This is a genomic window from Streptomyces sp. NPDC101118, assembly GCF_044759445.1.
Classification (GTDB): Bacteria; Actinomycetota; Actinomycetes; order Streptomycetales; family Streptomycetaceae; genus Streptomyces.
In genome coordinates, this window is the sequence record NZ_JBIVZG010000010.1 from 12,748 (window position 1) to 26,190 (window position 13,443).

General features: G+C 73.5%; 8 protein-coding genes. 5 read left to right on the plus strand and 3 right to left on the minus strand.

The features are described from left to right. The first annotated feature begins 188 nt into the window (after positions 1-188). The gene (locus tag ACIQUQ_RS17835; protein WP_403976679.1) at positions 189-1,289 is read left to right on the plus strand and encodes a glycosyltransferase family 4 protein; all 1,101 of its coding nucleotides are present in this window, start codon (positions 189-191) and stop codon (positions 1,287-1,289) included. Positions 1,290-1,895: 606 nt separating this feature from the next. Here ACIQUQ_RS17835 and ACIQUQ_RS17840 read toward each other — a convergent pair. Next, entirely contained in the window at positions 1,896-3,509 is a 1,614-nt protein-coding gene (locus tag ACIQUQ_RS17840; protein WP_403976681.1) for a PucR family transcriptional regulator, read from the minus strand. Positions 3,510-3,704: 195 nt separating this feature from the next. Here ACIQUQ_RS17840 and ACIQUQ_RS17845 point away from each other — a divergent pair, with 195 nt between their 5' ends. Further along, positions 3,705-5,261: an APC family permease gene (locus tag ACIQUQ_RS17845; protein WP_403976683.1), complete on the plus strand. Its 1,557-nt coding sequence runs from the start codon at positions 3,705-3,707 to the stop codon at positions 5,259-5,261. Between the two features lie 11 nt (positions 5,262-5,272). Then, complete coding sequence (locus tag ACIQUQ_RS17850; protein WP_403976685.1) at positions 5,273-6,907, plus strand: flavin monoamine oxidase family protein; 1,635 nt, start codon at positions 5,273-5,275, stop codon at positions 6,905-6,907. A gap of 10 nt (positions 6,908-6,917) precedes the next feature. On the opposite strand, the gene ACIQUQ_RS17855 is transcribed toward ACIQUQ_RS17850, so the two are convergent. Then, positions 6,918-8,300 carry an FAD-binding oxidoreductase gene (locus tag ACIQUQ_RS17855; RefSeq protein ID WP_403976687.1) on the minus strand — a complete coding sequence of 461 codons (1,383 nt, stop codon included), beginning with the start codon at positions 8,298-8,300 and terminating at the stop codon, positions 6,918-6,920. Positions 8,301-8,524: 224 nt separating this feature from the next. Further along, positions 8,525-10,333, minus strand: coding sequence for a glycoside hydrolase family 15 protein (locus ACIQUQ_RS17860; RefSeq protein WP_403977017.1), 1,809 nt, complete (start codon positions 10,331-10,333; stop codon positions 8,525-8,527). 602 nt (positions 10,334-10,935) lie between these two features. Here ACIQUQ_RS17860 and ACIQUQ_RS17865 point away from each other — a divergent pair. After that, a complete protein-coding gene (locus ACIQUQ_RS17865) occupies positions 10,936-12,588 on the plus strand; it encodes a CTP synthase (protein WP_403673307.1) in 1,653 nt (550 codons plus the stop codon). A gap of 97 nt (positions 12,589-12,685) precedes the next feature. After that, on the plus strand, positions 12,686-13,312 hold the full coding sequence (locus ACIQUQ_RS17870) for an NUDIX domain-containing protein (protein WP_403976689.1): 627 nt from the start codon (positions 12,686-12,688) through the stop codon (positions 13,310-13,312). Positions 13,313-13,443: the final 131 nt, after the last annotated feature.

A 13,443-nucleotide genomic window follows, 5' to 3' on the forward strand; every position in this document is an offset into this window, starting at 1 on the left:
TCCGTCCGGTTGTGGGCGAGGGCGACCGGTTTGGTCGCCCATGTGGGTGATCCCGCGGCGGTGGTGACGTTTCCTCACACGGGATCCACCCGAGGAAGGTCCCGGAAGACGGGCACGTACTGGCATCCTGGGCGGCGGTACGCGGGTACGCGTGCCGCCGCCCCTCTCGTTACAGGAGCCCCGGCCACGTGAGCAGTACCCCGGTCCCGGTCACGCCGTACGGGCGCACCCCGCTCCGCACCGTCCAAGTGCTGGGGGGCGGCGGCGCGGGGAGCAGCGCGCACGTCCGGTCGCTCGCCGCCGGTCTCGCCGCGCGCGGGGTGCGGGTGACCGTGTGCGCGCCCGTCGAGACCGAGGGCGAGTACGACTTCACGGGCGCCGGCGCGCGGTTCGCCCCGGCCGCGGTGACGGCCCTGCGCGCCGCCTGCACCGGTGCGGACATCGTCCACGCGCACGGGCTGCACGCCGGGATGCGGGCGGCGCTGGCGCTGCGCGGGCAGCGGGTTCCGCTGGTGGTGACCTGGCCGTCGGGGCCCTCGGGCGAGGGGCCGCTGGGACAGCTGACGCGGCTGCTGGAGCGGCGGGTGGCGCGGGCGGCCGCAGTGGTGCTGGGGGCGTCTTCTGCGCAGGTGGACCAGGCCCGGCGGCGGGGGGCGCGCGACGCCCGGCTGGCGCCGGTGACCGTGCCGGCCGCGCGGCAGGCCCCGGACGCGCCGGACGCGGGGAAGGTGCGGGCCGAACTGGGGGTCGTGGAGCGGCCCTTGCTGATCGCGGTGGGGTCGCTGGTGCCGCACCGGGGGTACCACGTGCTGCTGGACGCGGCCCGTGAGTGGCGCGCGCTGGATCCCGTACCGCTGCTGGTGATCGCGGGGGAGGGGCCGCAGCGTGCGGTGCTCGCCCGGCGCATCGAGACCGAGGGGCTGCCGGTCCGGCTGCTGGGGCAGCGGCCGGACGTGGCGGAGCTGCTGGCCGCCGCGGACGTGGCGGTGCTGCCGAGCCGGTGGGAGGCGCGGTCGCTGCTGGCGCAGGAGGCGCTGCGGGCCGGGGTGCCGCTGGTGGCCACGGCGGTGGGCGGGGTGCCGGAGCTGGTGGGGGAGGCGGCGGTGCTGGTGCCGTACGGCGATGCGGGGGCCTTCGCGGGGGCGGTGGCGGCGCTGCTGGACGACGCCCCGCGGCGGGCCGGGCTGGCTGCCGCCGGGCTCCTCCAGGCCGGGACGTGGCCGTCCGAGGACGACACGGTGGCGCAGGTCCTGGCGGTCTACGACGAACTGATGGACCGGGTGCGCTGACCCTCCCGGGCGGGTTCCGTGCGGGTCCCGTGCCGGGTGCCGTGCCGGGTGCGGTGCGGGTCCCGTGCCGGGTGCCGTGCCGTTGGGGTGCGGGCCGTCTGCCGGGTGCGGTGCGGGCCGTGTGCCGGGTGCGGGTGGTTGCCCTGCGGGGCGTGTCCCCTACCCGCCCTTCCTCCGTTCCCCGGGCTTCGCCCGGACCCGTTTCGGGGGCTCCGCCCCCGGACCCCCGCTCCTCAAACGCCGGAGGGGCTTGATGTGCCGGCGGCACTGGATATGCCTGCGGCGCCCGGGGGTGCCTGCGGCGCGGGATGTGCCGGCGGGGGCTGGGTACGCGCAGCGAAATCCAGCCTCGCCGGCGTTTGAGGCGCGGGGTCCGGGGCGGAGCCCCGGTCTCGGGAAAGGGGCGGGGTGGGGAAACGGCTCCGCGCAGCGGCAACGGCCCGCACCACAACGGCGCCGCACACCGCACGGGACCCGCGCCCCCGGCAACGAACCGCACCCCGCACAGGACCGCACCCGGAAGCGCACCGCACCCGGCACGGGACCGGGGCCGGCACGGGGGGTGGGGTGGGGCGGGGGGTGGGGTGGGGCGGGGCCCGCCGGAGGCTAGAGGTGGCGGCGGGCCCTCAGCGCCAGGCTCAGGGACAGGACCGTTTCCGGGTCGTCCAGGTCCGTGCCCAGGAGTTCCGAGATGCGGGCCAGGCGGTTGTACAGGGTCTGGCGGTTCAGGTGGAGCTCGCGCGCGGTCTCCGCCTTGCGGCCCGCGTGGGCAAGGTACGTCTCCAGGGTCGGCAGCAGCGGGGGCCGCGAGGTGGTGTCGTGCGTGCGGAGGGCGCCGATCGCGCGGTCCACGAAGGCCGCCAGGTCCGGGTGGTCCCGCAGCCGCCACAGCAGCAGGTCGATGTCCAGGCGCCGGGCGTCGTACCAGGGGCGGGCCGGCAGGCCCTGGGCCGCGGTGGCCGTCTCGGCGGCGTGCCGGAGGCCCGAGGAGGCCGCGGCCCAGCCGCCCGCGACGCCCACCACGACCACGGGCGCCGAGCCGGCACGGTCCAGCCCCGCCCGTTCCACGCCCGCCCGCAGCGCCGCCGCCACCCGGTCGGCGACCGCGGTGCGTTCGGTGTCCGTGCGGAGGGCCAGCAGCAGCGGGACCCTGCCCTCCACCGGGCGGACGCCCAGCAGCACCGGGACGCCGACCGCGGACAGCTCCTCCAGCACGGCCCGTGCCAGGACCGCCCAGTTGCCGGACGGGCCCAGGTCCGAGCCCAGCCGCATGACGACGGGCAGCAGCGGCCCCGAGCCCGGCTTGAAGCCCAGGACCCGGGCCTGCGCCGGGGCGTCCTCGGCGGAGATGCGGCCCTCGGCGAGGTCCGTCAGGAAGTCGCCGCGGCCGCGCGCGGCCAGTTCCTCCTCCTGCCGGGCCTGCATCAGGACCACGGCCAGCACCCCGGCCGTCCGCTCCGCGGCCATCCGGTGCACCGGCAGCAGCGGGGCGGCCACGCCCAGCAGCACCAGCCGGGCCCGTACCGAGGAGGTGCCGTGGCCGCCGCCGGGCACGTCGACCAGCACGCTGTTGGCCGGCGGGGCCTCCTCGCGCTGGCCGCGCAGCCCCTCCCACACCTGCAACGGGTCGGCGCCCGCCTCGCCGGACGAGCTCCCGGCGGCGTACAGCAGCTGGCCGTCCGGGGTCTCCAGGAAGACCGGGTTGGCGGTGAAGTCGGCCAGGATGCGCAGCACCTGGGGGATCCCGCCGCCGCCCAGCAGCGCCTCCGTACAGCGCCGGTGGACCTCCTCGGCGCGCTGGAGCAGGGCGTAGTGCCCGTTGACGATCTCGGTGTGGACCTCTTCGGTCACCGTGACGAAGGGGACCTCGCGGTGCAGCTGGACCAGGGGCAGGCCGGCCGCGCGGGCCGTCTCCACGATGGTGGCCGGCAGCCGGCTGAAACGCGGGCCGAGCTCCACCACCAGGGCGGCGATGCCCCGGTCGGCGAGCCGGCGTACGAAGGCCCGCTGCTCGGCGGGGCGGGTGCCGAGCCCGAGGCCCGTGGTCAGCAGCAGCTCACCGCCCTTGAGCAGCGAGGCGATGTTCGGGACCTCGCCCGCGTGCACCCAGCGCACGGTGCGGCCGAGCCGGTCCGCTCCGGCCACGACCTCCGGCAGTCCGCTGCGCAGTCCCGGCAGTTCCAGCGCCCGCTGAACAGTGATTCCGCCCTGGTTGTCCATATCGCCGGACGCTACCCGGCGCCGTGTTCCATGAACATCACTTGAAGGTTACGGACGCCCTCTTGCGCCCTGATGGCCCGACAACTCGTCGGACGGCAACGGCGATTATCAGACTGCGTGCCGATTGTGGTCTACGTCACGCGGCACCAGAGTGGCCGCCTCACGTCGGGCACGCAGAACCGGAAGAGGACGACCATGTCCAACAGTTCCACCGGCACCACCCGAACCACCGGCGAGGTCCACCGCCTCAAGGCGAACTCCGTCGGCCTGGTCGGCGTCGTCTTCATGGCCGTCGCCACCGCCGCCCCGATCACCGCCATGACCGGAAACCTGCCGATCGCCGTCGGTTTCGGCAACGGCACCGGCGCCCCCGCCGGCTACCTCTTCGCCACCGTCGTCCTGACCGTCTTCGCGGTCGGCTACGTCGCCATGGCCAAGCGCATCACCGCCGCCGGTGCCTTCTACGGCTACATCTCCCACGGCCTCGGCCGGATCGCCGGCATGGCCTCGGGCATGCTCGCCGTCCTCGCCTACATCGTCTTCGAGGCCTCGATCGTCGGCGTCTTCTCCTACTTCGCCCAGACCACCGTCAAGGACCAGCTCGGCGTCGACCTGCCCTGGATCCTCTACGCGGCCGCCATGCTCGCCGTCACCGCCGTCCTGGCCCACTTCGACATCAACCTCACCGCCAAGGCGCTCGGCGTGATGCTGATCGCCGAGATCGCGGTCCTCTTCGCCGTCGCCACCGCGGTGCTCATCGCCGGCGGCGGCCCCGACGGCATCCCCGTCGAGCCGGTCAACCCGGCCAACGCCTTCACCGGCACCTCCGCCGGACTCGGCCTCTTCTTCGCCTTCTGGTCCTGGGTCGGCTTCGAGTCCACCGCCATGTACGGCGAGGAGTCCCGCGACCCCAAGCGGGTCATCCCCAAGGCCACCCTCGTCTCCGTCGTCGGCGTCGGCCTCTTCTACATCTACGTCTCCTGGATGACCATCGCGGGCAACGGCCTGGCCGAGTCCGTCAAGCTGTCCTCCTCCGCCAGCCCGCTCGACCTGTTCTTCGCCCCCACCCAGTCCTTCATCGGCGCCTGGGCCGTCGACGCCTTCCAGTGGCTGCTGCTCACCGGCTCCTTCGCCTGCGGCATGGCGTTCCACCAGTGCGCCGCCCGCTACCTCTACGCCATCGGCCGCGAGGGCTTCCTCCACCCGGCGCTGGGCCGCACGCACGAGCGGCACGGCTCCCCGTACGTCTCCTCCGTCGTCCAGACGGTCGTCGCCACCGCCCTGGTCGCCCTGTTCTGGCTCACCGGCCAGGACCCGTACCTGCACCTGTACACCCTGCTCGCGATCCTCGGCACGATGGCCATCCTGATCGTCCAGACCCTCTGCTCCTTCGCGGTCATCGGCTACTTCCGGCACAACCACCCCGAGGACCGGCACTGGTTCAAGACCTTCACCGCCCCCCTCCTCGGCGGCATCGGCATGACCGCCGTCGTGGTCCTGCTCGTGATCAACATGGAGACCGCGGCCGGCGCCGCCGCCGACTCGCTCTTCTTCAAGCTCATCCCCTGGATCGTCGGCGCCGTCTTCTTCGGCGGCCTCGGCCTCGGCCTCTACCTCAAGGCCAGGGCCCCCGAGCGCTACGAGATCATCGGCCGGATCGTCCTGGAGGACTCCGCGGAGCGCGCGGACGACGACGGCACCGGCGGAACCGACGGCACCACCGACCTCTCCCCTTCCCCCGCGAACGTCTAGGAGCCGCCGCCATGGCCCGTACGCCCCTGATGCACGCGCTCACCCGGCTCGCCCACGAGCACGCCGCCGCCCGCCGGCTGCGCATGCCCGTCGCCGAGGTGCGCGGCCTCAGCCGCCGCGCCCTGCTGGAACGCGCCGCGGCCCTCGGCCTCGGCACCGCACTCGCCGCCGGCGCCGCCACCGCCCCGGCCCGCGCCGCCGTCCCCGCCCCCGACGGCAAGAAGCCGCAGCCCGCCCGCGTCGCGGTCGTCGGCGCAGGCATCGCGGGACTCACCGCCGCCCTCACCCTCAAGGACGCCGGCATCGCCGCCACCGTCTACGAGGCCAACCCCGGCCGGGTCGGCGGCCGCATGTGGACCCAGCGCACGCACTGGGCGTACGGGCAGACCTCCGAGATCGGCGGCGAGCTGATCGACACCAGCCACAAGAAGATCCTGGAGCTCTGCCGCCGCTTCGACCTGCCGACCGAGGACTTCCTCGGCGGCGGCCCCAACGGCGCCGAGGAGGTGCTCTGGTTCCAGGGCGCCTACTACCCGCGCGACCAGGCGGACGAGGACTTCAACGCGGTCTACCAGCAACTCCGCCGGGACCTCTCCGAGTCGGGCGAGGTCGCCTGGAACACCACCACCCCCACCGGCACCGCGCTCGACAACATGTCCCTCCACGAGTGGATCGAGACCCGGGTCCCCGGCGGGCACACCTCACGCCTCGGCCGGTTCATCGACGTCGCCTACAACGTCGAGTACGGCGCCGACACCGTCGACCAGTCCGCCCTCGCCCTGGTCCTGCTGATGGGCTACCAGACCAATCCGGGCAACTTCAACATCTGGGGCCTGTCCAACGAGCGCTACCACATCACCGGCGGCAACGACCGGCTCCCGAACGCCATCGCCGCCGCCCTGCCCGCCGGTTCGATCGTCATGGGCCGCGAGCTGACCGCCGTACGCGCCAACGCCGACGGCACCCAGACCCTCACCTTCAACGACTCCGGCGCCACCCGCACCGTCACCGCCGACCACACGATCCTGTGCGTGCCGCTGCCCGTGCTCCAGCGCATCGACACCTCACAGGCCGGCTTCGACCCGCTCATGCGCAACCTGCTCCGCGACGCCCGCATGGGGTACTGCACCAAGCTCAACATGCAGTTCACCGCCCGCCCCTGGCGAGGCACCGGCCCCTGGCCCGGCGTCTCCGCCGGCGACTGCTTCACCGACTCCGACGTCCAGCAGACCTGGGACACCACCAAGGTCCAGCCGGGCAACGGCGGCATCCTCATCCAGTACGGCGGCGGCACCCTCGCCAGGAGCCTCGACCCGGCCGGCCCCTTCGGCACCGAGTCCGACCCGTACGTACGCTCCCTCGCCTCCCGCATGCTCACCGGCATCGACGCCTTCTTCCCCGGCACCAAGGCGGTGTGGAACGGCAGGGCCCAGCTGTCCGCCTGGCACGAGAACCCCTGGGCCCTCGGCGCCTACTCGTACTGGCCCGTCGGCTACCTGCACCGGTACGCCAAGTACGAGGGCACGGCGCAGGGCAACGTCCACATCGGCGGCGAGCACTGCAGCTACGACTTCCAGGGCTTCATGGAGGGCGGCGCCACCGAGGGCGAGCGGGCGGCGCGGGAGGTGATCGCCGCCCTCACCTGAGCGGGGCGGCTCACGCCGGCCGGATGTTGTGGTTGAAGCGGAAGACGTTGTCCGGGTCGTACTCCCGCTTCACCGCGGCCAGCCGCCGCATGTTCTCGGCGCCCAGGCCCGCGGCCACCCGGTCCGCGCCCTCGTCGCCGATGAAGTTGAGGTACGTCGCGCCGGTGCTCCACGGGGCCACACCGGCGCGCACGTCCTTCACCCACGACCGGAACCGTTCGTCCTCCGCCGGGTCCTCCCACAGCGCGAACGGGTGCACCGCCCACGCGGCGTCCCGGTGGGCCAGCGGCCAGTCGCCCGCACCCGCCGCGATGGCACCGCCCTGCGGCCACACCACGTGCTGGGTGGGCGCCGGCACCGGCATCGACTCGCCCAGGGCGCAGAAGGCGTCCACGAAGGCGTCCGGGACGCCCGTCAGGTACTCCGCCGACCAGTAGTTCCGCATCCCCGGCGGGTCGTCGAGCATGCACTGCAGCTCGGCGTACGGGAGCTGCGTGACGATCTCCACCTCGTGCGGGATCGCCAGCAGCGGCTCGGCCAGCTTCCGCAGCCCCTCCTCGGGACCGGCGTACGTCAGCAGCGCGCCGCACAGCCGCCGGCCGACGAGGTGCTCCGGGATGAACTCCTCGGGCGGCCCGGTCAGGTAGATCGCGCCGCCCGCCGCCTCGTCCGGCCCCGACTCGATGACCTCGCGGTAGGTGGCGGTCACCTGGGGCCCGTACTCCGGCAGGCACAGCGTCATCGCGATCGACATGGCCGGCAGCTCGTGCAGGCGCAGCGTCAGGGCCGTCGCGATGCCGAAGTTCCCGCCGCCGCCGTGCAGCGCCCAGAACAGCTCCGGGTTCTCCTCCGCCGTGGCCTCCACCCGCCGGCCGTCCGCGGTCACCAGCTCCACGCCCAGCAGGTTGTCGGACGCCAGGCCGAAGGCCCGCGACAGCCAGCCGTCGCCGCCGCCGAGGACGAAGCCGCCCACGCCGGTGGTGGAGGCCCGGCCGCCCGGCGTGGCCAGCCCGTACGGCTCGCAGGCCCGGTCCAGGTGGCTCATGGTGGCGCCGCCCTCCAGCCGGGCCGCCCTCGCGGCCGGATGGACCGTCACCCCGTGCATCCGGCGCATGTCGACCACCAGCGCGCCGTCGCCGAGACCCGAGCCGGCCACGCTGTGGCCGCCGCCCCGGACCGCGATCCTCAGGTCCAGGTCCCGGGCGAACCGGACCGCGCGGACCACGTCGTCGGTGGTCTCGCACTGGGCGATGACGGCGGGCCGCCGGTCGACCATCGCGTTGAAGACGGTCCGCGCCTCGTCGTAGCCCGGGTCGTCCGGGGCGAAGACCTCACCGGTCAGGTCCTCGCGGAGCTCGGTGAGCGCCGTGGCCGCCTTGGAGTGGGGATCCATCGCAGTCCCCTTCCGGCTTCGGGGGGAGGGACCCTTCCAGGCTAGGCGGGTACGGCGGGCCGGGCGCGCCGGGCGGCGGGGCCGCGTACGGACGCCCGCAGCAGACGGCCCGCAGCGGGTGGCCCGCAGCAGGCGGCCCACAGGTGGCCCGCACGGCTGCCCGCCGGCCGGACCGGCCCGTACGGCCCTGAGAGCGCCGCGCGCCCGGGGCCGTCGCCCGGTCGTCAGGCCCCGTACGCGCCGGACGCCGTCAGCCGCAGCGCCGTGTCGATCAGCGGAACGTGGCTGAAGGCCTGAGGGAAGTTCCCCACCTGCCGCTTCAGCCGCGGGTCCCACTCCTCGGCCAGCAGCCCCAGGTCGTTGCGGAGGGACAGCAGCCGCTCGAAGAGCCGCCGTGCCTCGTCCACCCGGCCGATCATCGCCAGGTCGTCCGCCATCCAGAACGAGCACGCCAGGAAGGCCCCCTCGTCGCCCTCCAGGCCGTCGACGCCGGCCTCCTCGCCGGCCGTCGGGTAGCGCAGGATGAAGCCGTCGGACGTGGACAGCTCGCGCTGGATGGCCTCGATGGTGCCGATGACGCGCTTGTCGTCGGGCGGCAGGAAGCCCATCTGCGGGATCAGCAGCAGCGAGGCGTCCAGCTCCTTCGAGCCGTACGACTGGGTGAAGGTGTTGCGCTCCTTGTCGTAGCCCTTCTCGCAGACGTCCCGGTGGATCTCGTCGCGCAGCTCGCGCCAGCGCTCCAGCGGACCGTCCGCGTCCCCGGACTCGATGAGCTTGATCGTGCGGTCGACAGCCACCCAGGCCATCACCTTGGAGTGCACGAAGTGGCGGCGCGGGCCGCGGACCTCCCAGATGCCCTCGTCGGGCTGGTCCCAGTGGGTCTCCAGGTAGCGGATCAGCTTCAGCTGGAGCAGCGAGGCGTAGTCGTTGCGGGCGAGGCCGGTCATGTGGCCCAGGTGCAGGGCCTCGGTGACCTCGCCGTACACGTCGAGCTGGAGCTGGTGGGCGGCGCCGTTGCCGACCCGGACCGGGCTGGAGTCCTCGTACCCGGGCAGCCAGTCCAGTTCGGTCTCGCCCAGCTCCCGCTCGCCCGCGATGCCGTACATGATCTGCAGGTTCTCGGGGTCGCCGGCGACCGCGCGCAGCAGCCACTCGCGCCAGGCACGGGCCTCCTCGCGGTAGCCGGTGCGGAGCAGCGAGGAGAGGGTGATCGCCGCGTCCCGCAGCCAGGTGTAGCGGTAGTCCCAGTTCCGGACGCCGCCGATCTCCTCCGGCAGCGAGGTGGTGGGGGCCGCGACGATGCCGCCGGTCGGGGCGTACGTGAGGGCCTTGAGGGTGATCAGGGAGCGGACCACGGCCTCGCGGTAGGGCCCGTGGTACGTGCAGTGCTCGACCCACTCGCGCCAGAACTCGGTGGTGGCCTCCAGGGCCCCCTCCGCCTCCGGCAGGGCCGGCGGCTCCCGGTGGGAGGGCTGCCAGCTGAGGGCGAAGGCGATCCGGTCGCCCGGGGCCACGGTGAAGTCGGCGTAGGTGGTGAGGTCCTTGCCGTACGTCGGGACGTCGGAGTCCAGCCAGACCGAGTCGGGGCCGGCCACGCCGACCGTACGCCCGTCCACCCGGTGCACCCAGGGCACGATCCGGCCGTAGCTGAACCGCATGCGCAGGGCGGAGCGGACCGGCACCCGGCCGCTGACGCCCTCGACGATCCGCACCAGCTGGGGGGCGTGGTCCTCGCGGGGCGGCATGAAGTCGATCACGCGGACGGTGCCGCGGGGGGTGTCCCACTCGGATTCGAGGACCAGGGAGTCGCCGCGGTAGCGGCGCCGGTCGGCGCGGGGCGGGGTGTCGCCGTTGAAGGCGGGGCCGAGCCGCCAGAACCCGTGGTCCTCGGTCCCCAGGAGCGCGGCGAAGATGGCGTGCGAGTCGAAACGTGGCAGACACAGCCAGTCGACCGAGCCGTCCCGGCAGACGAGAGCGGCGGTCTGCATGTCTCCGATGAGTGCGTAATCCTCGATGCGCCCGGACACGTGGATCTCCAGTCGAACGGCCACGCCCGCCCCCGGCGGGGCGTTCGTTTCGCGGTCTAGGGTCGTTGACGAGTTCAAGCTTGCCGGAACGGGCGGGGTGTTGCCGATTGCCGGGCCCGCTCGTCAGGGATATCCGAGCAGGATACGACGGCACCCTAGTGATCTCCTGGAGTCGGCCGACAATGCGGTTCGGCCGAACGGGTGATGCCGGTGGGGCGTGTGGGACCGGCCCGTGCGGCTGCCGGAGGCCCCGCCGACCAGGCCCGAAGGCGGCCCCGCGGCGGCTGCGCGGACCACGCGCGAACGACGCGCGGGCGACCGGCGGACGACGCCCCGGCGACCGGCGGACGGCCTTCGGGCGACGGGCTCGCGACGGGCGGGCGACCCGCGCACGGCGGCCCGGACGCCCCGCCCGAGGACCCGCCGGACGGCTTTCGGCCGCGTGGCCGGAAGCGCCCCCCGCCGGTCGCTGATAGGCTGGTACCCCGTGGACCGGGAGTCCGCCTGTGCGAATCAGGGGCCCCGAAACCGCAGCTTCGGCACCCCCGGAAACGGGAGAAGTGGCCGGACGCACCTCACTTCGCGACCACGGGAGCCCCCTCTTGGCGATGCCGCCCAAATCCATGACGACCAAGCACATCTTCGTCACCGGAGGTGTCGCTTCGTCCCTCGGCAAGGGCCTGACGGCCTCCAGCCTGGGTGCCCTGCTCAAGGCGCGGGGCCTGCGGGTCACCATGCAGAAGCTCGACCCGTACCTCAACGTCGACCCGGGCACGATGAACCCGTTCCAGCACGGCGAGGTGTTCGTCACCAACGACGGCGCCGAGACCGACCTGGACATCGGCCACTACGAGCGCTTCCTCGACGTCGACCTCGACGGCTCGGCCAACGTCACCACCGGCCAGGTCTACTCGCAGGTCATCGCCAAGGAGCGGCGCGGCGAGTACCTCGGTGACACCGTGCAGGTCATCCCGCACATCACCAACGAGATCAAGCACCGCATCCGCCGCATGGCGACCGAGGACGTCGACGTCGTCATCACCGAGGTCGGCGGCACCGTCGGCGACATCGAGTCGCTGCCGTTCCTGGAGACCGTCCGCCAGGTCCGCCACGAGGTCGGCCGCGACAACGTGTTCGTGGTCCACATCTCGCTGCTGCCCTACATCGGCCCCTCCGGCGAACTGAAGACCAAGCCCACCCAGCACTCCGTCGCCGCGCTGCGCAACATCGGCATCCAGCCCGACGCGATCGTGCTGCGCGCCGACCGCGACGTCCCCACCTCCATCAAGCGCAAGATCTCGCTGATGTGCGACGTGGACGAGGCCGCGGTGGTCGCCGCCATCGACGCCAAGTCGATCTACGACATCCCGAAGGTCCTGCACACCGAGGGCCTGGACGCGTACGTCGTGCGCAAGCTCGACCTGCCGTTCCGCGACGTGGACTGGACCGTCTGGGAGGACCTGCTCGACCGGGTCCACAACCCCGACCACGAGGTCACCGTCGCGCTCGTCGGCAAGTACATCGACCTGCCCGACGCCTACCTGTCGGTGACCGAGGCGCTGCGCGCCGGCGGCTTCGCCAACCGGGCCCGCGTCAAGATCAAGTGGGTCACCTCGGACGACTGCAAGACGGCCGCCGGTGCCGCCAAGCAGCTCTCCGACGTCGACGCGATCTGCGTCCCCGGCGGCTTCGGCGACCGCGGCGTCAACGGCAAGGTCGGCGCCATCACCTACGCCCGCGAGAACAGGATCCCGCTGCTCGGCCTCTGCCTGGGCCTGCAGTGCGTGGTCATCGAGGCCGCCCGCAACCTGGCCGGCATCGAGGACGCCAACTCCACCGAGTTCGACGCCTCCACCGCGCACCCCGTCATCTCGACCATGGAGGAGCAGCTGGCCTTCGTCGAGGGCGCGGGCGACCTTGGCGGAACGATGCGCCTGGGCATGTACCCGGCCAAGCTCGCCGAGGGCTCCATCGTGCGCGAGGTGTACGACGGCAAGGAGTACGTCGAGGAGCGCCACCGTCACCGCTACGAGGTGAACAACGCGTACCGCTCCGAGCTGGAGAAGAAGGCCGGCATCCTGTTCTCCGGCACCTCCCCGGACAACAAGCTGGTCGAGTACGTCGAGTACCCGCGCGAGGTGCACCCCTACCTGGTCGCCACCCAGGCGCACCCGGAGCTGCGCTCCCGCCCGACCCGCCCGCACCCGCTCTTCGCGGGCCTGGTGAAGGCGGCCGTCGAGCGGCAGGCCGCGGCCCAGTAGGCAGCGCCACCGGCTATACGGTGGGAAACCGGGGTACGGACGGCCGTGCCCCGGTTTTCCGCGTCCGTCGGGTCGTTCTCGCAGGGAGGGCATGTACATGGAGATCAGGGACACCGCCGAGGAGTGGCCGGTCAGGTCCGGGCAGACCCCCTTCCGGGGTGCCAAGACCAGCGTCCGCTCGGACGAGGTGGTGATGCCCGACGGCTCCGTCGCGCGCCGCGACTTCCAGGTCCACCCCGGCTCCGTGGCCGTGCTCGCCCTCGACGCCGAGCAGCGCGTGGTGGTCCTGCGCCAGTACCGGCACCCGGTCCGGCACAAGCTGTGGGAGCTGCCCGCCGGGCTCCTCGACGTACCCGGGGAGAACCCGCTGCACGCCGCCCAGCGCGAGCTGTACGAGGAGGCGCACGTCAAGGCCGAGGACTGGCGGGTGCTGGTGGACGTCTTCGCCAGCCCCGGCGGCTCCGACGAGGCCATCCGGGTCTTCCTGGCCCGGGACCTGGCCGAGGCCGAGGGGGAGCGCTTCGAGGTCGCCGAGGAGGAGGCCGACATGGAGCTGGCCCGGGTGCCGCTGGCCGACCTGGTGCGCGGGGTGCTGGCCGGCGAGCTGGGCAACGTGGCGCTGGTGAGCGGCGTGCTGGCGCTCCAGGCGGTGCTGGCGGGCGACGGCGTGGACTCGCTGCGCCCCGCCCTGGCTCCCTGGCCGGCGCGCCCGTACGAGGCCTGAGGGCCCCGCCGGGTACGGGGGAGCGTCTCCGTACCCGCAGCGGGGGAGCGGCTCCCCCCTGCCCGCGGCGCGGGGCGCGGCTCTCCCCGGCCCGGGAGGACGGGTGAGCGGCTCCCCGTGACCGCGGCGCG

Bases quoted from the DNA above. Each gene is read 5' to 3' on its own strand.
- ACIQUQ_RS17845 (WP_403976683.1), top strand. From the start codon at position 3,705: ATGTCCAACAGTTCCACCGGCACCACCCGAACCACCGGCGAGGTCCAC.
- ACIQUQ_RS17850 (WP_403976685.1), top strand. From the start codon at position 5,273: ATGGCCCGTACGCCCCTGATGCACGCGCTCACCCGGCTCGCCCACGAG.
- ACIQUQ_RS17855 (WP_403976687.1), bottom strand. From the start codon at position 8,300: ATGGATCCCCACTCCAAGGCGGCCACGGCGCTCACCGAGCTCCGCGAG.
- ACIQUQ_RS17865 (WP_403673307.1), top strand. From the start codon at position 10,936: ATGCCGCCCAAATCCATGACGACCAAGCACATCTTCGTCACCGGAGGT.
- ACIQUQ_RS17870 (WP_403976689.1), top strand. From the start codon at position 12,686: ATGGAGATCAGGGACACCGCCGAGGAGTGGCCGGTCAGGTCCGGGCAG.
- ACIQUQ_RS17840 (WP_403976681.1), bottom strand. From the start codon at position 3,509: ATGGACAACCAGGGCGGAATCACTGTTCAGCGGGCGCTGGAACTGCCG.